Source organism: Sulfurisphaera tokodaii str. 7, assembly GCF_000011205.1.
GTDB classification, from domain to species: domain Archaea; phylum Thermoproteota; class Thermoprotei_A; order Sulfolobales; family Sulfolobaceae; genus Sulfurisphaera; species Sulfurisphaera tokodaii.
This window is the reverse complement of the sequence record NC_003106.2, coordinates 1,151,827-1,176,479: the sequence shown is the minus strand read 5'-3', so window position 1 is coordinate 1,176,479 and position 24,653 is coordinate 1,151,827. Positions and strand designations below refer to the sequence as shown.

The window sequence follows — 24,653 nt, the reverse complement described above, 5'->3', positions numbered from 1 at the left end:
TGGTTTACTGTCTGTGGATTCACATTGTTCTTTTCTGATTCTGCTTTAACTCGGTGTTCCTTTCTTTGTTTTATGAACCGTAATCAAGTCTTCATAAATTTTCTCCTCACACAGAATTATATTCCTCATTTCCGTTATTCATAATTTAGACATTAGAAGACGTGGGTTTCATAAGGCTAAGCTTCCAGGAGTGTTGAGCTTCCGGTATAAAAACCTTTCCATCAAAAATCAAGCATAGTCCACACTAATTATGAAAAACAAGACTCTCCTTATCACTCGTCAGCCTCAAAGGGCTTATTATAATACAGCACAGCCCAAGTAATAACAGCAAGCTTCCTTGCACAAGCAATAATCAACTTCCTACCCTTCAACTTTCCCTTGTGCTCCTCATAAAAACGCTTGATAACAGGGTTAACCCTAATAGCAGTCAAAGCTGCAAGATAAAAAGCCCTCCTCAAAACACCATCACCTTTCCTAGAAATACCCCTTGAAACAACACCCTTCCCACTAGACTCAACAACCGGATCAAGACCGCAATAAGCAACAAACCTCTTCTTATCAGAAAAGCGCCTAACATCACCAACCCTAGCCAAAATAATACAACCCAGCATCCTACCAATACCCGGAATAGTGAAAATCAAACTATCCTTGGGAACAAAATTCTCAAGCTCCTCCTCAATCTCCCTCTTCCTACCCTCAAGCCTCTCCAGTTCCCCCAAAAGAAACCTAACCTCAGACAACACTACATTATCCTCCCCTCTCAACACCTCATTCAAATTCTCCTTGGACAAACTATCCCTATAACCCAAGAGGATTAAATCCCTCCTCAACCTGTTCTTAACCCTAACAATACTTCTTGTCACAAAATCCCATTGGCTTGTTAACTCCCTAGCCTCACTAGTTATAAACTCACTACCCATATTAACAACTAATTCCGCAAGCTTTTTAGCATCATTCTTATCACTCTTCTTACCCCTAAAACTTCTTGAGTACTAAGGGGTTAATAATCCTAACATCATACTCATTACCCAAGTACTTAACCAAGTTAATGTGGTAAACTCCAGTACTTTCAATACCTATCTTACAGCCCTTAGGCAAGATTTGCTTTACTCCCTCAAACCCTTGCTTATTATTAGGAAACTCGTATAATTTACCTTGGAAATACACTACTAATTTATCTTTTGATACATCTGCAACTGGGGCCTCCATATATACTCACCCTTATGTTTTATTCGGGCTTCAAGCCCAACTTCCGGTACGAATTTGGAGGCGGGCCAAGCTCCCCGTCGAGCTTTGAGCCCAAATAGTGTCACGGCCTCACCCAGTCAGATCTGTATTACGCAGATCTGACTAATATGTTTTATATAAGATAGTATCGTCATTAAGCTATTTATATTTGTATTACGAGTATTACTTATGGGTAGGAAGCCTGTATTTAGGCATGATATAGCTTGTCCTTCTTGTGGTAGTCATCATGTTGTGGTTGGGTAGGCAGAAGTGTAGGGTTTGTGGTAAGCGTTTTTTGGGTGATGCTTCTAATTGTAAGAGTGTTAGGGAGTTGGCTTTGAGGATGTATTCTAATGGTATGAGGGCTATTTCTAGGGTTCTTAATGTACCTTTGGGTACTGTTTTTACTTGGGTTAAGTAGAGGAAGTATGAGGAGCTGGTGGAGTAGGGCTAAGGAGTTTGTTAAGGGTAAGGTTTTTGATGAGATGTGGACATAGAAATACTAGGGCTTTCTACAAGTGGGTGTTTACTTGTTATATGTACATTAGGCTAGGGTTATACATAGTGAGTGATAGGGATGAGAATACTTTCAGTGAGGTTAAAATGTACTTGCCAGATGGTGGGTGGGTGATGATTACAACATTTGGTTAAAGGATCACACGGTAGTCTCACTGGTTAACGAGGGGCTTCATTCCTCACTAAGGGATAGGCTTGTCAAGAGGGTTATGAAGGCAGTAAATAGGAGCATAAGCATGATAAAGTACTCCATAGCACTAGTCTTATGGGAGAGAAGACTAGTCCCAGAATTTATACCCTAATGATGAAACTATCTCAACACTCAGAGAAGATAAAGAAAAAATTAAATGAAATTTAAGCGTCGTATTCTTAATATATTAACTTTCTAGGCTAATGTAAAATTTTGATATTGTTTTTATTTGAATATAAGTGGGTATAGATGCATTATCATTATTAGCCTATTTACAAAATCATTTTTAGAGAATTTCATGGTGGTTTTACATCTATTGCAGCTACGGGGCATACGTTAACGCATGCCATGCAGAATATACAAGCTTTTTCATTAATGGGGTCTGCTTTCTTTTCTGAAGCTGGATGACCTGGTGTATCAAACCATTGAAATACATTTACTGGGCATGCATTTATGCAGGAGCCGTCTGCAATGCATACATCGAAATCTACTCCCACTATTGTGCCATGAATCCCCAACTTTCCAGGAGGTTCTACTGGTCCGTAAATTTTATGTCCTTCATGCTCTCCTACTACTTGCCTATTTTGCCTATAGTTTGGATCTATACCCACTTTCCTTCACTAAATCTAGGAATAATGTATATGCTTAAAACGTATAGCCCTAACGATTTATGCTAAATGAGACGAGTTGTTTAACTTGTAAATGATTAACATCTTAGGCTATGTGTTTTTTAAAATCTTTGACGATCTATTTACTGTGATTTGAGATGGTAACTCTTCAAGAACTGGTAATTCCTCAAATCCCTTCATGGATTAAAGAAAAAGATAAGAGAGTAATTAGTAAAACTCTAGAAATTCCCATAGGTGGTACTATTTTTTACTTTGATATACCAGAAAATCCATTGGTTTATGTTAGTGAGACTAGAGGAGTTATTTATATAAACGGTTCCTCTTATTGGGACTTAGAGTTAACAATGTTTAAGGATCTAAGAGACGAATTTGTATACGAGGTACTTGAGTTAGCAAAAACCATTGGAAAGGATATAAGTAATGTTAAGATTGATGATGTACTATTAGAAACTGATAATAAGAAACATGTGGAGAAAAGGAAGTTTTACATTAAAATAGATAATATTGAAGCCGGATTCTATTATAACTTGTACTTACCAGATGGTATAAGGAATGGGATAATAGAAATTATACCGTATTATAAACAAGTATAAGATTTAATACTTTTAGATCAAGGATTTGGCTATGCTCTCTTTAGTTTTAACTTTAGATCATAGGAGATTAGAAGAACTTGTTGAGGAGTTTAGGAATTCCCCAGATTTATCAACATATGAGGAAATAAGACGTGCTTTTATTAATCACATTTATTGGGAGGAAGAATTTCTTTTTCCTAAAGTAAATGATAGTTCTCTTTTAACTATCATTAAGTCTCTAGAGATTGAACATGGCAGTATGTGGCTTCTCTTAGATCAAGCTAAAGAGTATTTAGATAATGGTAACACTGAAGAAGCTAAAGAGAAGATGAACGAATTTATGAGAGTACTTCTTGAGCATGATGGTGCAGAGGAAGGTAGTGTGTATCAACAATTAGATACTCTGCCAGATGAGGATCAAGCTAATCTTATACTTGAGGAGATAAAGTTAGCTAACCCGCCGAAAGAATGGAAATGCAAAACAATAAGATGAAATCTAATAGATCATTATCTCAAGATATTATTATAAATCTGAAAAATTCTAATAAAAATATACATTATTACAAAAAAGTTAAAAGTTATAGAATCCAAATTTTTCAAAGTAGTTCAATAACTCAAGTACATCTTTATCATTTCTCTCTGTAGCTTTTGTCCTCCATTCAATTAACCTCTGTTTTATTAGCTCTAAATCGCCTTGTCTATCAGTCTTATATCCTAGTCTATCGAGCAAATACCACAGACCTATCAGTCTTCTCTGATTAGGAAGTGCTACATATTCATCTAGGATAACTTTTATGGTAGTATTTTCCTTCTTAAATACTGCATCCCTCATACTTTCTGTGAACTGATCAAGATAATCTACGATCTTTCTTACTTCGTCATCATTCATTGCTATTCCGTATTTTTCAGCCACTAAGTGACATAATGAAAAAAGCTTTTGTATATGATTCTGTAACTCTTCAATTTCCTTATTACTTGCACCTTGTATATCAAGCTTTATTTCGCCATAATCAAGGAGTGGCATATTTATTTATTTAAATATCAAGTTAATAAATTTTACTTAATTAATATATCGTTTCATGATATTTCTTTGCACTAATAACTATTTATGTTAATACAATATAACGTTATCGAGATCATGTAATGTATCAAGTAATTTTAGCCTTTCTAAAAAACATGTAAAACAAAAGAATATAGCAGTATTACCATAAATTCTTCGGTTAGTACTATCTGTTATTTCTCTAAGCTAAAAATTAACTATTTATGCTTCTTCTTTAGATTACTTATCATGCTAACTTTTACTCAAATAAACGGTTACCCCGTAATGGTTTATAATAAAGATGGAATTAACTACTATTGGTTAGCTGGTTGTCCTCATAAGAAAAGACCTTTAAATGATGCAAAAGTTTATGATGATAAAATTGAGTGCCCCTTTCATCATGCAGTTTTTAGTTTAATTTCTGGAGAATTATTAACTCCTCCAAAGTCTAAAACACCTTGTATAAATTGCAAACTCGTAAGGATTATAGTTAGTAATGACAAGATAAGTTTTGAAGGTGAGCCTTTTATTCCACAATTACCAGATAAAAAGTCTTAGAAGACAGTTTCCTCACTTTCTTTTATGTCTTTAACGTAATATATTACTTAATCTTGATATATAGATAATCATTTATAAGGACTTTTAACATTAGAATTAATCATCCAAACCTAAGCTTTTTAAAATACCTCTTACTTTGTTGATGGTATTTATCTAAACTATCGTTTAAAACTTATTTCAATTTAACGTTTGATATAGTTGAAAATTTTAAGAAAATCATAATAAAGAGATATTCTGACTAATTTTAAAGCCTCCAAAATGGTTTTATTTTAATTTAATATGTTAAAATTTGAATATTCTTATTAATAAAAGAAAGTTCGATTTTAAAACTTATCTGGTCAATAATTTTTAAATAGTCAAAACAAATTACCTTTCTTCATGACCATTGCTGGAAGGATTGAAAGATTGCCTTGGACTTCTTTTCATACTAAGTTATTAGCACTCCTAAGCTTAGGAGAATTTTTTGAACTTTACGATCTATTTGTTGGAGGATTTGTAGTACAACCAATATCTTCTTTTTATAAAATTCCCTCAGCTGAAGCAATTTATTATACCATAGCAATCTTCTTTTTAGGTGCATTCGTCGGTGCTATAATATTTACTTATATAGGAGATGTTATGGGAAGACGAACAGCACTAATACTTAACATGTTCATAGCCTCGGTAGGACTCTTATTGACTCCATTTTCTCCAAATATATACTTATTAGGTTTGCTAAGGTTTATAACTGGATTAGGTGTTGGGCCAGAAGCATTGATAGTTTTAGATGTTATGATAACGGAGTTTTTCCCTTCTAGGATTAGAGGTAGGGCACTGGCTATTGGTTACACCGCTTCTTGGACGGCGCCAATAGTTGTGGCTATTTTAGCTTATCTATTGATTCCTCATTCTTATATCCTTCAAGGTTGGCAGTGGTTGTATATAATAGGAGGACTGGGAATACTTACGATTATACCTTTTAGGTTCTTAATTCCAGAATCTCCAAGATGGCTGGAGACTAAAGGGAGAATAGATGAGGCTGAGAAAATAGTAAATATGATGGAAGAAGTAGCAATAAGAGAAAAGGGGCACTTAAGTGAGCCTCTACAAGTAGAGGTAGTTACTTCGCAAAAAGTAAAAATATCAGAGTTATTTTCACCACTATATAGGAAGAGGACAATAATGTTATGGATATTTGAGTTCTTGCAAACTGGAGTATATTACGGATTTGCCTCTTTGGCACCTTCAGTTCTCTATGCTAAAGGTTTTAGCTTAGTTCATACCTTAGAGTACTCAATGCTAATTTACACTTCTTACTTTATCAGCTCTCTTGCATCTATTTTCATAATTGATAGTCAGAAATTTGATAGGAAATGGCAAGTAAGTATTGTAATGTTACTCATGGGTATTGTTGGTTTAGCATTTGGGTTTTCAACTACCGCATTAGAAGTTATAACTACAGGATTCTTATTTGGATTTCTGTCTAACATATTTTCAAATGCTTTCCATCAATACGGGGCGGAATTATACCCAACTAGAATAAGGTCCTTTGCTGACGGTGTTCAGTATTCTCTTAGCAGACTTGGAAACTATGTTTGGCTTTCTATATTACCTATATTACTCTACTCTAAAGGCCCGGCATTTATGTACGCTGTAGTATTTGTAATGGCATTGATAGTAACATTAGATGTTGGAATATTAGGACCAAAGGCGTCTCAAATAGAGCTTGAACAACTCTCTAAATAAGCCACGTATTTTTTCAAGAAATAGAAGAGCACAATCTCAGCGTTTTAAAAATAAGAATCGGTACTAATTTGAAAGTAAGTTCTTCGTTACTTTTGATGAAAAATTTATTTCAATTGATTTGGTAAAATTAGGCTATTCTGAAGTAGGAGCATAACAAATGTAGCTTTACTTCTTCATGATTATCAGTATAACGGTTTTAATCCAGATTTCTCAAAATATAAGAATAAGGACGAGGTATTATATGATCTAGTAATGGTAATTAAGATTATTTTGGATAACATTAAGAAGTGATTTGAAGGCGAGCGAGATAATCAATTGGACACATTATACAATGTAGTCCTATCTGATTTCGTGAAAATAAAGGAAAGAAAAATAATCAGTTAAAGTGTTTTACATAAAAATGTAAGTTCATTCTAATAGGAATTAGATAGATACCTAAGACCTAATTGGTGTAGAGTGAGATATATCGGTTACTTAGAAGAAAATTTATCATAGACCGATTTTTTAAGTAATTTCTGTATTTAGTTAGTTTGTTAAATCCTGGTTAAGTACTGATTATTAAGAGTTACTTTGGAATATTCCATTCCTTATGCAGATCATACAATGTAAAGATAACACCTTAACTTTTTCTTCTCCCCATTATTACCCCGATTATTGCCAAAATTATTCCTATTATTGCTAAAAAGCCTCCTGGCAATACTAATGCTGATAGTAAAGATGGTGTTGCTTGTTCAAGTTGGTATTCTACTGTTATTGGTACTGTGTAATTATTATAAAGAGTTATTGTTCCAGTTTGCGGTGTTGTTAGTACCATTTCATATACTATTTCGTTGTTTTGTGATAGCCGGCTAAATGTAGTTGGAACTGTGACAGATATTGGTTTTGATGAGTTTAATGCAAGCATTACTATTGCTGGTGTTTTAGTTACTGAATAAGATATGTTATAGGAGGAGCTAGGGTTCAATGTTATTGCTTGTGCATTTTTTAATTCTATTACACTTGTTAAGGATCCTGCAACGGTAAATGTAGAATATAATCCTATTCCAGCTATTATTATTCCTATTACTAATACTATTATCCCGACTTTGGTTAATGTGTGCATTTTTATATCTAAAAGTTATGTATAGCATAGTAAAAAATTTTTTCATAATATAGTTGTATAGGTTAGCGGCTATATAATAGTGAAAATCATTGGGATATCGTATCCAGAAATTAGTTTCATGATAAAATTAGTTTTTATACTATAAATTTTCTAGCTTTTTTCTTCAAGTTGTTTTAATGCTAGCTCAATTGCAGTATCAAGTTGCGGATCCCTTCCATTAGCATAATCTTCTGGTTTAATATCAACTTCAATATCCGGATCTACACCATAGTTCTCTATTTTTAATCCTATGTCGTGAAAATGTACTGCAAACTCTGGTTGAGATACTGCTGAGTTATCAGCCAATCGATCTCTTACGTTAATTCCTATAACTCCACCCCAAGTCCTTCTTCCTATTAATATTCCCAACTTGTACTTTTTGAATAAATAGGAGAATATATCGCCGTCAGAGCCTGCATATTGATTAGTTATTGCTACGATAACTCCGGGAGAAGAGAAGAAAGGATGCGGTAGTTCTTTTCCGTTTCTCCTCACTACATAGCCCATTCTTTTGAGAAGGAGCTTCTCCAAAATTAAACCGGAGATGAACCCGCCTCTGTTAAACCTAACGTCTACTATTAATCCTTCTCTATGGAATTCGGAGAGGAAGAGTCTATAGAACTCTGCGAAACCTTGGTACATCATATCGGGGATATGAACATATCCTAACTTTCCCTTACTTTTCTCATGAACATATTGTCTATTCTTCTCAACCCAATATCTATAAATTAAGAACTTCTCATCTTTTAATAATTTCACAGTAACGCGTTTAGTCTTTCCTTTCGTAATAACATCTAGTACCACTTGATCCTTATTAACTAGGTAGGAGAGAATATTATATTTCACTTCTTCACCGTCAACAGCCTTTATGCAATCTCCAATGTTAAGCTGAACTCCTGGATCTCTCAGAGGACTTCTCTCATTTTCATTTGTTGGGTCACCTACGTAAATCCTAGCAATCTTATAGCATTTATTTTCTTTGTCATATTCATAATCGGCTCCTAATCCGCCTATTGGTAAAGGTTCTGCAGTATCATAGTCGTATGGCATCTCATAAGAATGGGAGGTTTTTGTCTCACCTTGCATTTCCTGTATTAAGTCTGAGAGTTCGTAACGAGTGCTTATCCTATCAATTAACTTCTCATACTTCAAAAGTACTGATTCCCAGTCCTTAAGTCCATCTGGCTTCCAATAGTTTTGTTGCATAAGCTTCCACGCTTCTCTGAACATTTGTTTCCACTCTCTTTCTGGGTCAACATATACTTTAATTCTTGAGAGATCAACTATTCCTCCTTTCTTGCCCGTGGCGTTTAGATCTGGTTTAGTGTTTACGTCAAAGAGTCTTATGGAGTCTTTGAATAGTATCAGAATTTTCCCTTTATCTATGGTTAATGAAAAACTCTTTACATTATCTGCATATAGTTCTTTAGTTTTGCTATCAAGGTCAAAAACTTCTAGTTTGCCTAATGTTTCGCCAGGATACCTATATCCTTTAATAGGAAGTGAGAAGAGAAATACTTTATTGTTCTTTGCTCCTTCAATCCTAATATAATAGTCCTCATCAACAGGGAAGGGAATTACTCTGTCTTCAATACCCTCGATCTCGACTTTTTTATCACTTGTAGTCTCTTCTAAAGATTGATTAAACGGTGAATAAGTATTAGAGAGGACTACTAGGTAAGGCTTTATGACTCTTTGGAAACTCATATTAAATATTACCTTATCGTTAGTTGGGTCTAGATGTCTTGCTGATAAGAAATACAAGTATCTTCCGTCGGGATCGAAAGAGGGAGAAAAATCATAACCGTAAGGGCTCGTTATTCTTATTACTTTTCCAGAGATATGAGCTAATTTAATAGACTGAGTGCTATAACTTTCTGGAAAAGTATAGGCGAACCATTCATTATCAGGATGCCAGTCCATCTGGGATATTACATCGTATTCGCTCTTGTCAATCAGTCTTAGGTTTGTAGTATCAACCTCGTAAAGCCAGAGTTCTAGTCTATTGTTTGAAATAAGTATCTTCTTTCCGTCTGGGGATACTTTGATTCTTTCAATTCTTCCAAGGTCTACATTTAATTTCTTAATTGAACCATCTTTGCTGAGAAAAGTGAGTTTGTCATCATTTGTATCTAAAACTACTGTATCACCATTAGGGAGTAACTGTATTTGTTTATATCTCACTCCTTGTTTTTCTCCAAGTTGTACTGCAGGACCATCCCAGTGTCTCATTAAAAACACTTTCCCTCTGCTTATTAAACTAAGGTACTTATCGTTTGCGATAGCTTCAGTAGTGTAATCTAGGACTTCAACGAACTTTCCTTGCTTTTTCTTTCTGTCTGTAGGGAGGTCAATATCAAGGAGTTTTAATTCTTGTTTTTCTGGATCATATAAATAGATATCCCCACTGTTTTGAAACACGATCCTTCTTCCATCACTGCTTGCATTTCTGCAATAATATTCAGTAAAGTTTGTATGTTTTGTTAAATCCTTGCCCTCCAGATTAACGGAGTAAAGGTTTGAGATTCCTTCATGATCTGAAAGGAAATATACTCTGTCCTTAATTATCATAGGCCAGCTTACTATTCCGTCCAGACTGAGGAATTTATTGAACGTGAGAGCGTCCAACGCGTAATTAACGTGAATAACTAAATAAAGTAAAAAGTTATAAAACACGTTTGCTTAGAATTAAATTCACTTAATTACTACGAGTGAGATAATATAAAATCAGTTTATTAAATGCAATTGCAAATAATCTCGCAATTTTCGATAACCCAAGCTGAGAGAACTTTTCTAACATGCTTTCCCACCGAGTTTTTCTAGTGTAGGACACGCCTTTTCCTAAGAGCCCTAAACCGCTGAATATTATAAGCTAAACCTACGAGATTAGCAAAAGTATTCAACACCTCTAAACTCCTAGCAAAACACCTCATGTGCTCCTTGAGGAAAATCCCAAAAAACTCAACACCACTCCTCAAAACTCCCAAACCCTTTCTAGCCCTAATTACCTTACCCCTCTCCACAAACCCCCTATCCACAAGCGTAACCACATTAGGCACAATAGGAGACCTCGAGTCAGAAACATTAGCTAAAACTAACTCAACCTTAGATACCATAAGGGTTTTAGAAGAAACCTCAGCAAAACACTTCCCCCCAAACCAAGCCTTACCCCACTTCCTACCCCAACTCCCCTCATGCTCCCTAACAGTATAATCCCTAGGGAAATGAGAAAAAAGCTCCTCCCTCTTTCCCTCATCAAGTGAAGCAAGAACCTCATGAGGCTTCCTCTTAGAATCAATCTCCCTCAAATCAAGCAATAACTTCTCAATATGAGTCTCAATACTCTTCTTACCATTAGGCAACTCAACGGGAAAACTATCAAGCAACCTTATATCCCTTCCAAACTTCTCCTCTGCTAGTAGATGGTGTGTTGGGAGTTGTTCTTCTTCAACGAGTGATTCAAATCTTCTGAATACCTTGAGGAGTAAATCCCTTATTCTGTCACTAAACTTGTGGACAAACCAGTGTAGTGAGGACTTTGATGGGATTTCTTTAACTTTGAGGAAACGCTTTACCACAATATTTGTAGCTGCGAGTTCAATTGTCCCCCTATAAGACTCTCTATAGAGTACCATAACAATCAGCATCTTCAAGTAAGTCAAGGGGTCATATTGAGTGAACTTGAAACCCTCGAACTCCCTTCTGATCACATCATCTAGCTCTTTCAAGATCTCCTCGCAATCCAAAAGATATTTACTCTTCCAACCCAAATATTTTTGGGGGATTACGCTTTGGTAAATTTCGATGCCCATTGTATAACCTAGGCGTAATCCCCCTTAAGTATTATTATCCAATTGGGTTCTGTAATTCTTGCTTTTTCTATAAAAATTTATTAATAAAGTAAATTACGTTAATTACACATTGGACGCTCTCTCGTGACTTTAACCTCTTCCATATATAGTAACTTTATATAGTAATATATAAGTATATCTGTTCGTAATGGGAGTGTGGACAACAATTTCATTCATTTGAAATATTTACATTTATTATCACCCCCTTGTCTAACAAATATACTGGAGCGTAAAGCGCGTTATAAGCTAGGAAGAACACCGATAACCACCTAGTAAGCGTGAACCTATTAGTGTTCCATGGAAAATGAAAATCCATTGAGGATATTCTATGTTTTAAGCTTCTGAACCCTTGTTCTGCGTAGTCTCTCTCGTTGAACGTTACCCTCTTGTGCTCCACGTTTAGCCAAGTGAATGCGTTATAGACTGTTGCCCCATCGTGTATGTATACTACCTTGTCTATCCTCGTTTTGAGCACCTTCTCAGCCTCCTTTTCCACATTCTTCATGTTCGTCAAGACTACCAGCACGTGCAACCCACTCCTCGAACTCGTCACCATGAAGAAGGGTATCGCACCCGTCTTCACATCCCTCACAATCCACACATAATAATACTGCCCCTTAACCACCATAATTTTAGTCTCATCCACCGCATAAAAACCACTAACCGGCACCACATACCTAACACAACTCAACCTCCTCAAGTAATACAACAAAGTAGAATGAGGCAAACAAGTCCTCCAAGAAGACAAACCAGAGAGATAACTAGCCAAAGCCAAAGCTACTACCTCACTAGAGTAAAACCTAGGCTCAAGATTAATATACTCCATTAGGATTAGAATAACTTGGGTGAGCACGGGAGTCCTCCATCTAGTTGGGTTGTTCATCGTTCACCCCCAAGAAAAATCCCCGTGCTCACCAAAAAAGTATTACGATGAATTCTCCATCTAAGTAAAAACAATTAATACAATTTATTTCAAATGAACGAAATTGTTGTCCACACTCCGTAATGGAAAACCTGAATTAGTTAACACTCACAGTAATTAAGACTTTTCTTCTCTAACTTAAGCTTGTTAGATTAAGCATACTTTATCTCTTTTAGTCACTTATAGTTTATGTAATAATCTAGATTAGCATGTTATAAGATACCGTTAAAGTCTCAGAAAGTATAAATCCAATAAAGAGATTTTATTCATTTTATTAAGCAAATTTAATCATAATTTAATAATTTCCTTATAAACTAGTTAAGTATTAATCTTTTCTTATCTTTTGTTATATACGATGAAAAGAAGTAAAATAGTATTAGGACTTCTCTCGCTAGTATTAATCGTAACGGCAAGTGTAATATTAGTTAGTAAAAGTCAGTTTTTTGATGCAACACCTTCATCCCAAGTTTTCATATACACTGAATATAACGGTACATATTTCCCATATACAGTAAAAGTAGTTTACTATCCTGGAAACATGAGTAATATTAATATGAGTATGCCAAGTGTATGGCCAGTAACTAACTCACAACAAGATCATAATGCAGTAGTCCAAACATCTTGCAAAGCAATACTACAAGGTGTAAACTGGGATCTTCCAGCGGCACAGATAGCTGGAGGTGTCTCAATCCCACTAACAACTCCACCAACCCAATTACCCGGGGCTAATGTAATGGGTGTAAAGAAAGCCTTAGTTATGCTAACTCAAATGGTAGGACAACCATTAGGAGTGACTTTAGCAGATAATTTACTATTTGTAGAGATGGACAGTTTACCAGGAAGTATATTCGCAATAAATCCAGTTACTGGGCAAATTGTTTGGTATGCAACTGGACTAGCAAGTTATGCAATGAATAACCCAATCGTATGGAACGGAATAGTTTTCGTTACTGTGGGTGATGTTGGATTTAATTTCGCCAATTTTGTACATTATGAGAAAGGTCAATATGACCAGATTGTAAGAGGAATGGGTTATGGTGCAATTTACGCATTTAATGCAACTGACGGTAGATTAATATGGATGAGATTTACTATGGGAGAAGCAATGCCTGCACCAGCAGTATATAACGGAATTCTAGCTTATACAACCGGTGCTGGTTGTTTTGTAGGAGTTAATGCATCAACCGGGCAAGTAATATGGATGGATAGATTTGCTGGATTATTTGCAAGTATGAGTAGCGTAAACTATTACGTTTTACCAAACGGCACACCATTATTTATCGGAGGATTTACCTCATTATCAAAGCCTTACGGATTATTAATAGCTGTAAATGGGTATAATGGAGAAGAAGTTTGGAATGCTACATTACCAGCACCTAATGAACCTTATAATACTGGTATGGGCGATGTACCACCAGCCGTTTCTCAGAAATACGGAATAGTTGTACAAAGTACCGTAGCTAATGCAGAACCAAATGGCACAGTCGATACAATGCTTTTAGCAGTAAACGCTACAAACGGCAAAGTTTTATGGGTTACGAACTTAGGTAGAGGATATACGCCACCAGCATTTAAAGGAGGAATACCATTAATTGTAGGAGACACAGTTTACGTAGGAATACCCTCATTAGGTAGTGTAGCTGCTGTTAATTTATTAAACGGCTCAATTATGTGGAAAACCAGATTGCCAGACTTACAAATACCACCATCATATCCTGGAGGACCTAGAGGGAGTCCAACATACTATCACGGATTATTATGGATTGCAGCCGGGCAGTATATCTATGTCTTAAACCCGCATAGCGGTAAAATAATTACAATGTATTATGTGGGAGGAAGATTTGGTATTGTTAATCCGGTAATTGCTGGAGGAACAATGTACCTAGCAAACTCTTACGGATGGGTAATTGCATTACCTCTAAGCCAAATATTCCCAGATTGGATGAATTATTAATATTTAAGCAAAAATTATTTTTTATCTTTTATTATCTTTTTTGGAAATTATTTTTCAAAAAAGAAATGAATCCTTATATATAATAGAAAAGTTAACATATTTTAGCAATATCAAGTATCCTATACACTTAAATATTTATCCTTCAATTTATTAAACTGTACTCCTTTGATATATCTTACTTACGGTAAGTCAGCTTTGTTATAATTGAAGTTAAATTCTATTTAACTTTGTTAATTGCTGATAAATTCTTTCATATTTTTCAATAGCTTTTGTTATCTCATTCCTATCTATATTCTCGTCTGAATAATCAGCCTTTTTTCTTAGATTATATAGTTCCATGAACAGTTCTGCTTCCTCATCGAACCCTAAATGCTTCAATACATTAGCAAGTTTATCATCCCTTCTAGGTATGTTAAGTTTCATCCTAATTAAAACTTCTTCCACCGCTTTTCTTATACTAAAGTATATAGCAGATGCTGCCTTATTATAATTTCCAACTTCTATATCTTTTAATGCTTCTTTATACAGTACTTCCCATTTACTTAAACTCATCAATTAACCCTTTATTATCAGTTAAGTAGTAACTTATTATGCACTTATGTTTTTCGTTTGTTTTTATTGCAGCTTTAGCTACAATTCTTCTAACCTCATCATTAACTTCCCTAACTACAACCAAAACATTACTATCATATACATACCTATTTCCCAAAAATACTACATCAACCACGTAATTTCTAATCTCTTTGTAAAAATCCTCAAATGCTTTTTCACAATCATCAACCTCCTCAATACTCACTCTACTGAAAACCTCTATTGTCTTGACGTCCTTCTCGTCAGTTAAATAATAACTTATGACTGATTTATGTTTTTCGTTTGTTTTTATTGCAGCTTTAGCTACAATTCTCCTAACCTCATCATTTATTTCTCTAACTACAACCAAAACATTACTATCATATATAGACGCATCTTCACTTAATCCAATAATCATTTTCAAATTATCTCCTAAACCCTCTAAAAGGTAACTAGTAAAATCGTGGAGTGCTAAATTCCAGTCGTTTATTATAAGTTTATACACGTTAGTAAATAGGAAATAGAAATTTAAAAGCTTAGAGAAAAAAGTTCATAATGTGAAAAGTTTAAGCCTAAACTCTCTTCATCGACATCTTAAAGGAACACATATTTCAGCTTACTAGCATTCAGATTCATAGAAAAAACATAGATTAGTTTCTATTTTATATTCCATCAATTCTAAATCGAATATATAATCATGAATTAAATTAGAGTATTTATCCCCTCATTAAAAGCTTTACTGATTTTCTCAGCGGTTTTAATCATTCTTTAACTGTAATTTGTTATTGCTTTGTAAATCTCTTCAATTTTTGCATAGAACTTAAAACCGTCTCGAACTAAAAACTGATTAAACATAGCATCTAAGAGTAATTAAGGGCTGAACATTTTAATGACCAGTTCTCCCTTAACAGTTAATCTATTCTCTTCATCTATCAAACCCATCTCTCTCAGTTCTTTTAACCTTCTCCATGTAGTAGATAAAGACATTTCAACGCGTTTATGAATTGAATTAATACTAGTATAACCTTGTTTGATTGACATTAAAATTCTTATGTGATCTTGAGTCAAATGAGCGGGATACATATCACTTAATCTGAACGATACTATTGTGTTGAAATCTTCAGATTCAATTTCAACTTCAGCCTCAAGGCCGGAAAAAATAAAAGCAAAGAGAAGTTCTATAATTAAAATCCTCATTCCTCCACTAACATTTAATACAAACATCCTTCCCTTATTCTTATTTATAATCCTCTTAGTAATGGTAATAATAGTATCGTAAAAATTGTGGGGGTCAACTTCAACAAGCTCATAGTTAACTTGAGCACTCTTCATAACGTTCTCAAAAGACTCTAAAGCCTTTTTAGCCCTTTCATCGTTAAAAGAACCTACTACGATAACTTTTTCCAAGTCGTTAAACCTCCTCATCAATGCCCTAATCTGGAATTTTTCATCAAACCCTAAAGTAACTACTAATATCATCACAGAATAGTGAAAAATGAGAGCAATAAATTTTTCGTAGAAATGAAATGATAAAATTCTTTTTCAGATTTAAAATAACGAGAAAATATGTTTAAGATAATTTCTAACATATAGAAAACTCGAATAAATTCTGATAAAACACAAAGATAATAGCTATGTTAATCATACAATACAGAGAGTTAAATCTTTAATCTTCTTAGATACAATTCAGTACTTATACATATTTAAGATGAGGTTTTTACTATATTACAAATTGTAAAGCGAGCATCCTTAAAAGGAGAACGTCTTCAATACTATTGTGATTATAAGTTAACGATAATATTATGTATCATTTTTAGGGAGAGTTCATCACTTAATGATTTTTACGGAGATATATTTTCATAGTTGCACCTTAAATCTACCTTTAGCATTTTAACTTGGAATAAGTACCAAAGATACTCTTCTTAATGACCATAATATTGTAATTTGTGTTAATATTTATTACCTAGTAACATATGGCACACATATCGTATATCCAGCTTTAGCGATAGCTGCTGCAAATAAAGATAAGAATGTAAATCTTAGATACGTAAATAAGATTTCTAATTTATTAAGAATACTACTGAGACAGTCCTTAGAACCTAAGAAGATTAAAGAAAAACTAGGTCATGATCCAGTGGGTAAATCAGAAATTCCAAGTCTTTTAAGAGCTACATCGAAGTTCTTAAACCAATTGGGAGAAAAAAGAATTGCAAAATTATATCAACTAACTTCAGATTATTTTACTGACCTCCTCCCCGCCCTAAAGGGCGAGGGTTCCCTTAGGGTGGTTCACAGGTTTGTGGTTTACCACCTTCATCCTCACAACTTCATAGCTAGTGGGTGTTATACACACCCACCCCGCTCCGTTCGTCCAGCGGTAGACCACGGGCTGGGCCTTCAGCCCATTACCCCTATCCCTAGCTAGGGGTTGCCCTCCGCCCCTAGCTCCTCGGGACTCGGGGATATGTAGGATGTTTATCGCACCGTTTAAGTCCGCATTTATTACCTTCCCCGTGCGGGGACACTTAAACAAACCGCGTTTAATACGCCCACTTTTGTGGGCTTCCCCGCACAGGGAACAAGTCTTTGAAGTGTAAGCCTCACCGACCTCGACAACGTCTATGCCAACCTCCTCCCCGACTCCCTTAAACCTCTTGATGACATAGCCGTAGTTCCAGAAGTTGACCGTCAGCTTATTTCCACGACCCCTTACTATGTCTTTAGGATGACCTACAACTATCTTGCCTACTCCTTTATCCTTCAATAGCTCCATTACCTTCCTAACCATGCTGTTTAAGGCGTGTTTTAGGAACCTACTCCTCTTCTCGTACAAGAGCTTCAGCTTCCTGCTTCTCCTCTGCTTGTGCCTCGCTAAGGTCTTCTGGGCAACTTGTATTTTCTTGCTGTAATATTCGTATTGGGATAAAACAGACCCACTCTTAAACAAGTACCACGACCCGTCTTCGACGTACACTGTAGCTAGGTTAACTATGCCTAAGTCTACTGAAGCCGTCAAATTACCCTTCTCTACTTTATGTTCTAACTCCACTGGTATATGTGCATACCACGATTTCCTTGCCTCGTTGTAAATTATCTCTAGTCTGCCTTGTTTTCCTTCCCACTTGAGTTTCCCCTTAAACTTGAGGGTGAGGTGGAAGTCCTTCAAGTAAATTTCCCTCTTCTCTTCGTTTACCACATACCTATCGTTTCTAATAATAACCATGAGCTTATACTTGCCGTTTTCCTTCCAGTACCCTGGAGGTCTCGGTTTGAACCAGCTCGGTAGTTTTCCCTCCTTTTTCATCTCTATTAACGCGAAGAAGCTCCTCCAGTCCTCCGCGTTCTTCCTCGCGACCTGTCCTGCGTTTACTTTGAGCACCGTTTTGTACTTTGAATATACCGTCTTCTCAGAACCGTTGAAGTCCGCCCTCTTCCCCTCCTTGTACTGTTGCATCCTTAACCAGTTCACTTCGTTCCAACACTTCGCTGTGGTAATAGCCAACTCCTTCAGTCTTTCGTGGGTTTGCTTGTCTACTTGTAGTTTAACTACGTTAGTCCTCTTCACTCTCTTTCACCCACTGTTCTTCAATATACTTCTTTATCGTCTCGCTGGATACGTTACCTGCGGTAGATACGAAGTAGCTTCTAGTCCATAGCTTCCCGTTAGTAGATTTCTTCAGCTCTTGGAACTTCTTGAGTATTAGTCTTGCCGATTTTCCTTTGAAGTAGTTTGCTAAATATGACGGTGCGTATCTCGGTGGGCAGTTAACGAATAGGTGGATATGGTCTGGCATTACTTCTAGGGCTAGTACTTCACAGTCCAACTCTTCTGCTATGGTTCTTAGTACCTCTTTAGTGTATTCTGCTATTTCGCCTGTTAGTACTTTCCTACGATATTTCGGTATCCATACGAAGTGGTAGTTGCAGAGGTACTTTACATGCCTAGTTGATTTGTATTCCACACTTTAAAGTATTCAAAATAATTTTTAAACTTTACCCCGCCTTAAAAGGCGAGGCTTGCCTCACGTTTTGTCAGATCAATAAAACTTATGCTCATTTGTTACAGATAAGAAAAGAAACGGCGATTATCGTTCAGTTCAAGGAAGTTTATAGACAATTGTTAGATATCGTAGGGAAATGTTTCAATCCGAGGCAGAAGATTATATCTGTAAAAATTTGCCAAAAGAGATCAAGATAATATTAAGTATTTATAATAATAAGCCTTATCTAATTGATCAAATACTCTCAATGTATAACCTAGGAATCCAGGAAATAGTAGACAGTATGCTTTATACAGCATATCTTGCTAGGGCAGCAGTAATAGCGGATTACAGTGTAGGTAGAGAGGAAAAAGATGAAAAATACCTTGAAGAAATAAGAGATCATCAGAAAGAGATTATTGAATTTATGAGAAAAATTGCACAAATAAATAAAAATCTAGTGAGGAGCACTGAGCTAGACGACTATATTGATGAAATTGAAGATAGTAATAGAAGTATGTATGAGCAAAAATAATGGCGATTCGGTGATTCTTTGCGAATTTTGATTTTCTAATAGAATTAAAATAATTCTATGAAGAAGTAATTGATTATATATCTTTATCTCCATTAAGTTCATGGTATAGCTCCTTAGTCTCTCCAATTGTCAATGTACAATCAAATTATTTAATCTCAAAATGAGAAAATAAAAGTGAATTTGTAAAGGAGCCTTGAATCGCCCTATACTTAAACAGATGCAAGAAATTTATCTTGCTAACTCAAAAATTCCCTATGATAAAAGAAATAAGGGAATAAATTGATAGTGCCGTCATTAAGCTATTTATATTTGTATAACGAGTATTACTTATGGGTAGGAAGCCTGTAATTAGGCATGATATAGCGTGTCCCTCTTATGGTAGTCACCACGTCGTTAAGTGTGGTAAGCCTCTTGGTAGGCAGAGGTTTCTGTGTAGGGATTGCGGTAAGTACTTCCTTGCAGACGCAATTTATCACCACCACTCTAAGGAGGTGAGGGAGGAGGCTTTGAGGATGTATACTAATGGTATGAGTATGAGGGCTATTTCTAGGGTTCTTAACGTACCTCTGGGTACTGTTTTCACTTGGGTTAAGCGTTATGGTAAGAGGAAGTACGAGAAGCTGGTGGAGTAGGGCTAAAGAGTTGGTCAAGGGTAAGGTCGTTACTAAGGTTGTTGATGAGATGTGGACGTACTTGTACAGAAACACTAGGGCTTTCTACAAGTGGGTATTCAATTGTCACGTGTATACTAGGCTAGGGTTATACATAATTTACTCTGTGGGTGATAGGGACGAGAATACTTTTCGTGAGGTTAAAATGTACTTGCCAGATGATGGTAGGTGGGTGAGTGATGATTACAACGTTTACTTTTGGTTAAAAAACCACACGGTAGTCTCACTTGTTAATCCTAACGAGTCCTTTCACTCCTCACTGAGGGATAGGCTTGTACGTTTCAAGAGGGCTACGAAGGCTGTTAACAGGAGTATAAATATGGTGAAGTATTCTATAGCGCTGGTCTTGTGGGAGAGAAGGCTAATCCCAGAATTTGTAGCTTAATGACGACACTATCAATAAATTCAAGATATTTATTAATTTGTGAGCAAATATTATAATTTTTATGGTAAAGGAATTTCATTAAATTAGTAATCGGATAATCTAATTTTTCTAGTGTGATTACTTTCACTTATCTCCTTTATTTAACTCGTTAATTATATTATGATCGTGAAAAGGGTAAATGGGTTAATAGTAACCTTTCCAGACGAGAAGACTATGAAGAAAATACTAGAAGATTTAAAGGACGCAGAGGTTAAAGATGTGGACTTAGATGAAAGGTAATTAACTAATAATACCTTTTTTCTTCTTTTCATACTCCTCTACAATATTATCAAACATCCTAATTACATCCTGATTCAGTGTTCCTAGTGTACTTTTCAAGATGTTTATAAATGCGTTTATATCCCTCTCCTCAAGAGAGGAGTAAAGCTTTAATGCTATCCTTAAACTTGCAGGTGAAATGTTGAACTTAACGGTCTTACTTCTACCGAATTCTTGTCTAAGTTCCATTACTAGCTCCCTAATCTCTTGTTTTTCATTCTCATTAAGGTGATAATAGGTAAAGAACTTCTCCAGATCTTCCACATCTTTTGGATATTCAAATTGGATTGTAACAAACCTCCTAGTTAACGCATCTCCTACATAGAAGAGGTTTCTGGCATCTATCAAATTGAGCGTTCCTATTACCCTTATTTTTCTTAACGGTTCGTTCTCTCTTCCCTCACTCTTTAACTTTGAATATACTCTCTTAAATTCTCTTGCAATTTCATCAATGTTATCTCCATATCTTTCAATTTCCTCGTAAATACTGTTAGGCATTGACCAGTCATCTGCTGACGGGCTGGAGAATATTGTAAACAGCTCCCCAAAAGCTTTATCAATGTCGGCTCTATTCAGCTCATCTATAATTATAAAATAATATCCGTCTTTTATCTTAGATGCTTTTACGTAAGCTTGTAGGAGCAAACCGCTCTTCCAAACAACGGTTTCTTTCTCTAGGCTTTCCCCACCGATTAAGTGCCTTCTGAACCATAATGCATTTGCGGTAACTATTTGGTAACACTCTCTATTTCCAGTAATCCCTTCAGCTATTCTTATTGCTAAAGTAGTCTTTCCAGTTCCCGGAGGACCTATGAACAACACGTTCCCGTTTTTTACCGAACTTAATATAATATTGAGGGAATTATTTTGGGGAAGATATAGGTCGTCAACCTTGATCTGTGAACCCTTATTACATAGGACTGTAGAGATTTGAGAATATTGAGCTTGTATTTGTTGAGCTTTGTTTTTCTGTGGATATTTAATTACATATTCATAAATAGTGATATCTCCAACTAAGTTCCTATAAGCAGTTTTAAGTTCTTCATTATCGTAAAGCTCTAAAGAGACTAATGCAGCAATCACAGCATCATTTATTAAACCCCATATTACGGAAATTTTACTCATATCAGTAATACCACGTTCATTAGCCTTAGACAACACGTAAGAATATAGGGAACCTTCTTTTATAATAGATTTTAGTTCCTTGTTAGAAACAATTTCGTGTAAAACTGAAAAATAGTCTACTAATTCTTTAGCTAGAGAAATTAAAGTGGAGCGATTATCATCGTAAATTACTCTAAAGAAATAAGACTCTAGAATTTCCATGAGTGTCGTAGAGGTATAAGATAGCTGATTCTGTGTTAGTCCCCTATAGTATTTAAGTAAACTCGCACCGCTTAAAGCATATGAAAGTATTAATGGAGCAAAAAGCGTATTATACATTGTATATGCCCTTCTTTGTTCGTTTCTGTCTTGCCTCTTCTTCTCTATATACTCCTCAAGCCTTTTAATATCCACAATAGCATTATCTTCTTTCTGTGTTTCCAAGACTTTGCTAAAAAGCTTCACTATTTCGTTACCAGTACACATAAATTTCGAAATTGCAATGAATCTATATAACAGTAGTAAAGCATAAGGGGAGATATCCAGTTTATTTTCCTCGTCTATAACAATTCTTTCGTCTAACATTGCCTTTTCTACTATCACTTTCCGCCACGTCTCCAATATGGAGAGTTGTAATGCAATTGCAACTTTGTAAGAAGCCGGAAGTTCAGTCCTTATGTTTAGCTCATTGAATATTGCATCAGCCATATCTTTGAGTTGTGCATAAACTGGAGAAAGATTCTTTATGAACTTTATTTTTTCAGCCGAAAAAAGCGGTATATATCCCTCATTCAACATCTTCATTACCTCTTTATTGTTAGTTTCTTCTGCATTACCTCTAGGCTCAACTTCTATGAGATTTAAGGAAGTAAGGAAATATTTAAGTAATAACTCACTAAGATCTGTCATTTCTTATATACCTCCTATGCGGACGAAGTAATAGCTTCTCTATGCAAACTTCGGAATTAGTAGCCACAAACTAACGTTAAAGAGAAGATAAATTTAAACTTTAGTCTCTAAGAGTATTTTTATCCTTGATAAGTTCTCTTCTTCACCTTTTAAAGGGTCTAGTATTAACATATAAACTACATGGTTATTGTATTCAAATTCTAGTACACCTCCTTCTTCTTTAACCATTTTATCTAATTCCCTAGTTCCAGAGTCCTCTTTATCAAATACCATTTCTTCCTCCCTTAACCCTGGATAAACTAGGACTGCTAAAAGAGGATCATACTCGTAAGTATATGCAAGAACTTTGAACCTACCCGCGGTTATATAACTTGCATGTGTTGAATACTTACATTCAAAGATTATAGGTCTTTCATTCAATAGGGAAACGTCTGGCCTACCCATGTACTTTCTTACTCTTTCAGTATTGTCAATCCTCCTTAATGTCGATTTTTCCTCTATGGGGATGTTAAAGAGTAGAATTAGCCTTTTACCCTCCTTCTCAGCAACGTATTTCTCCCCCTCTTTTCTTATTCTGTATTTCTTTTTATCCTCAAGAAACCTTGCAACTAAGTAAAATGTGTAGAGTTCGTAAAGTTTCCACAGCAAGATTTTTATTAGCTTCTTATCACTAACCTTGGTTTTTTCCTTCTTTCCGACTCTAATATTTTCTAGGTCTTTAAGAAGAAAATAAATGTCATATGTTTTCTTAAGCCATTCAGGGTCTGTGTAAACCTTGTCTCTGTAATAGCCTTCTGGGAATTCATCCTTTATTTTTTCTAGAATGTTAAAGGCTCTATCAAAATCCTTTACAAAGTCAAAGTATTTTATGGGGATAGAGATACTTGTCATCCTTTTTTCTTTGATTATTTCGTAAATCCTTCTAAGCAGATAACCAAATACCGCAAATTCTGGTGCGTTAATGCCTTCAACATACGTGTGATATGCTACTAAGCCTAAGTGATGAACTGGTATTGTTCTATCAATGTTTAGTTCGCCCAATAGCTCTTGAGAATACTCAATGGAGAATTCCCTATATGTTAATCTGTCCCTTTTAGCTTTGTATGCTGTATCTAAAACTTCTTTAGTTAAAATGTATAGTATATAATAATAGATATAGGAAAGAGTATAATCATCAACTGGTACTTCTTCTGTTCCTTCAAAGATAGTAAGAAGGTCGTTTAGATTAAAAACTTCCTTGTATTGGAGATAGTATTTGGCAACACTACTAAGCAATGCTAGATCTCTTTTTCTTAACCTCACATATCTCTTGTCTGACAAGAAGTATATAAAATAAGAGTTTAAACCTAATCTTGATTAGACATACTACTTTATAAAAAGATATATAATTTTCATATAACTAATTTCATATAATTATAATAGAATGATAGATAGCATTGACATAGACGAATCTATTCTAGTAGCTTGAGTTTGCTACTAAAATCAGTTGATTAGCAATATAAATTATATAAGTTTTGATTTAGTTTCAATTTATTACATTGTTTATACGTTATTAAAGATGAGGTAATGGGATTTTAATCTCATATAGAAAGTTTTAACCATAGAAATTAATATAAATTTAACTAAATTTCAAATTGATGGAACCATTGTCAAAAACTCACGGTATCCGTATTGAAATTTTATAAGATATTAAATATTTATGTAAACTTATATTTTATGTTTTTACTCTGCTGCGAGAATTACTTTATTAATAATTTATAGCTTCCTAACAATTTCAGATTATACTTTATTTAGCATATAGACTACTTGCAGTATTAAGATTCCTCTAGATCTTAAACTAGTTTTTGTAGAAAACAA

Annotated in this window: 20 protein-coding genes and 3 pseudogenes; 8 read left to right on the top strand and 15 right to left on the bottom strand. The window is 35.0% G+C overall.

The window, feature by feature from the left end; genetic code table 11:
* Positions 1-272 precede the first annotated feature (272 nt).
* Positions 273-1,209: pseudogene (locus STK_RS06505) on the bottom strand (IS110 family transposase).
* Positions 1,210-1,416: 207 nt separating this feature from the next.
* Here STK_RS06505 and STK_RS14840 point away from each other — a divergent pair.
* Positions 1,417-2,045, top strand: a pseudogene (locus STK_RS14840) (IS1 family transposase).
* A gap of 184 nt (positions 2,046-2,229) precedes the next feature.
* Here STK_RS14840 and STK_RS06495 read toward each other — a convergent pair.
* Positions 2,230-2,544 carry a 4Fe-4S dicluster domain-containing protein gene (locus STK_RS06495; RefSeq protein WP_010979189.1) on the bottom strand — a complete coding sequence of 105 codons (315 nt, stop codon included), beginning with the start codon at positions 2,542-2,544 and terminating at the stop codon, positions 2,230-2,232.
* Positions 2,545-2,699: 155 nt separating this feature from the next.
* On the opposite strand from STK_RS06495, the gene STK_RS06490 reads away from it, so the two are divergent.
* Together STK_RS06490 and STK_RS06485 are read left to right on the top strand one after the other, a co-directional pair.
* Entirely contained in the window at positions 2,700-3,155 is a 456-nt protein-coding gene (locus STK_RS06490; protein WP_010979188.1) for a hypothetical protein, read from the top strand.
* 31 nt (positions 3,156-3,186) lie between these two features.
* Entirely contained in the window at positions 3,187-3,627 is a 441-nt protein-coding gene (locus STK_RS06485) for a hemerythrin domain-containing protein (protein WP_010979187.1), read from the top strand.
* Between the two features lie 78 nt (positions 3,628-3,705).
* Here STK_RS06485 and STK_RS06480 read toward each other — a convergent pair whose 3' ends face one another.
* Positions 3,706-4,158, bottom strand: coding sequence for a hypothetical protein (locus STK_RS06480; protein ID WP_010979186.1), 453 nt, complete (start codon positions 4,156-4,158; stop codon positions 3,706-3,708).
* Positions 4,159-4,422: 264 nt separating this feature from the next.
* Here STK_RS06480 and STK_RS06475 point away from each other — a divergent pair, with 264 nt between their 5' ends.
* Both STK_RS06475 and STK_RS06470 read left to right on the top strand, forming a co-directional pair.
* Positions 4,423-4,731 (top strand): Rieske (2Fe-2S) protein, encoded by a 309-nt coding sequence (locus STK_RS06475; RefSeq protein ID WP_010979185.1) that lies wholly within the window; start codon positions 4,423-4,425, stop codon positions 4,729-4,731.
* A 378-nt stretch (positions 4,732-5,109) separates the two neighbouring features.
* Complete coding sequence (locus tag STK_RS06470; RefSeq protein WP_010979184.1) at positions 5,110-6,456, top strand: MFS transporter; 1,347 nt, start codon at positions 5,110-5,112, stop codon at positions 6,454-6,456.
* A gap of 619 nt (positions 6,457-7,075) precedes the next feature.
* Here the strand turns inward: STK_RS06470 and STK_RS06465 are convergent.
* From STK_RS06465 to STK_RS06450, 4 genes are all read right to left on the bottom strand, one after another.
* Positions 7,076-7,558 (bottom strand): hypothetical protein, encoded by a 483-nt coding sequence (locus STK_RS06465; RefSeq protein ID WP_010979183.1) that lies wholly within the window; start codon positions 7,556-7,558, stop codon positions 7,076-7,078.
* Between the two features lie 150 nt (positions 7,559-7,708).
* Positions 7,709-10,273 (bottom strand): S41 family peptidase, encoded by a 2,565-nt coding sequence (locus STK_RS06460; protein WP_010979182.1) that lies wholly within the window; start codon positions 10,271-10,273, stop codon positions 7,709-7,711.
* A 143-nt stretch (positions 10,274-10,416) separates the two neighbouring features.
* A complete protein-coding gene (locus STK_RS06455) occupies positions 10,417-11,409 on the bottom strand; it encodes an IS5-like element ISSto3 family transposase (protein ID WP_010978843.1) in 993 nt (330 codons plus the stop codon).
* Positions 11,410-11,617: 208 nt separating this feature from the next.
* Positions 11,618-12,331: an IS6-like element ISSto2 family transposase gene (locus STK_RS06450; RefSeq protein WP_010978853.1), complete on the bottom strand. Its 714-nt coding sequence runs from the start codon at positions 12,329-12,331 to the stop codon at positions 11,618-11,620.
* 394 nt (positions 12,332-12,725) lie between these two features.
* Between STK_RS06450 and STK_RS06445 the strand changes: the two genes are divergently transcribed.
* On the top strand, positions 12,726-14,324 hold the full coding sequence (locus STK_RS06445) for a PQQ-binding-like beta-propeller repeat protein (protein ID WP_010979181.1): 1,599 nt from the start codon (positions 12,726-12,728) through the stop codon (positions 14,322-14,324).
* Positions 14,325-14,534: 210 nt separating this feature from the next.
* On the opposite strand, the gene STK_RS06440 is transcribed toward STK_RS06445, so the two are convergent.
* The 5 genes from STK_RS06440 to tnpA form a co-directional block, all read right to left on the bottom strand.
* Positions 14,535-14,876 (bottom strand): HEPN domain-containing protein, encoded by a 342-nt coding sequence (locus STK_RS06440; RefSeq protein WP_010979180.1) that lies wholly within the window; start codon positions 14,874-14,876, stop codon positions 14,535-14,537.
* Positions 14,863-15,399, bottom strand: coding sequence for a hypothetical protein (locus STK_RS06435; protein ID WP_010979179.1), 537 nt, complete (start codon positions 15,397-15,399; stop codon positions 14,863-14,865). The genes STK_RS06440 and STK_RS06435 overlap by 14 nt, the downstream gene beginning before the upstream one ends.
* 365 nt (positions 15,400-15,764) lie before the next feature.
* Positions 15,765-16,373, bottom strand: coding sequence for a CRISPR-associated CARF protein Csa3 (gene csa3 / locus STK_RS06430; RefSeq protein WP_052846494.1), 609 nt, complete (start codon positions 16,371-16,373; stop codon positions 15,765-15,767).
* 781 nt (positions 16,374-17,154) lie between these two features.
* On the bottom strand, positions 17,155-18,459 hold the full coding sequence (locus STK_RS06425) for an RNA-guided endonuclease InsQ/TnpB family protein (protein ID WP_010979177.1): 1,305 nt from the start codon (positions 18,457-18,459) through the stop codon (positions 17,155-17,157).
* On the bottom strand, positions 18,446-18,856 hold the full coding sequence (tnpA, locus tag STK_RS06420; RefSeq protein WP_010979175.1) for an IS200/IS605 family transposase: 411 nt from the start codon (positions 18,854-18,856) through the stop codon (positions 18,446-18,448). The genes STK_RS06425 and tnpA overlap by 14 nt, the downstream gene beginning before the upstream one ends.
* A gap of 175 nt (positions 18,857-19,031) precedes the next feature.
* Between tnpA and STK_RS06415 the strand changes: the two genes are divergently transcribed.
* A complete protein-coding gene (locus STK_RS06415; RefSeq protein ID WP_010979174.1) occupies positions 19,032-19,409 on the top strand; it encodes a hypothetical protein in 378 nt (125 codons plus the stop codon).
* Positions 19,410-19,738: 329 nt separating this feature from the next.
* A pseudogene (locus STK_RS14835) lies at positions 19,739-20,465 on the top strand (IS1 family transposase).
* A 279-nt stretch (positions 20,466-20,744) separates the two neighbouring features.
* Here STK_RS14835 and STK_RS06400 read toward each other — a convergent pair.
* The 3 genes from STK_RS06400 to STK_RS15995 form a co-directional block, all read right to left on the bottom strand.
* Positions 20,745-22,796: an McrB family protein gene (locus STK_RS06400; RefSeq protein ID WP_010979170.1), complete on the bottom strand. Its 2,052-nt coding sequence runs from the start codon at positions 22,794-22,796 to the stop codon at positions 20,745-20,747.
* Between the two features lie 93 nt (positions 22,797-22,889).
* On the bottom strand, positions 22,890-24,098 hold the full coding sequence (locus tag STK_RS06395) for a hypothetical protein (protein ID WP_010979169.1): 1,209 nt from the start codon (positions 24,096-24,098) through the stop codon (positions 22,890-22,892).
* Positions 24,064-24,147 carry a hypothetical protein gene (locus tag STK_RS15995; RefSeq protein ID WP_420825192.1) on the bottom strand — a complete coding sequence of 28 codons (84 nt, stop codon included), beginning with the start codon at positions 24,145-24,147 and terminating at the stop codon, positions 24,064-24,066. Before STK_RS15995 ends, STK_RS06395 begins: the two co-directional genes overlap by 35 nt.
* Positions 24,148-24,653: the final 506 nt, after the last annotated feature.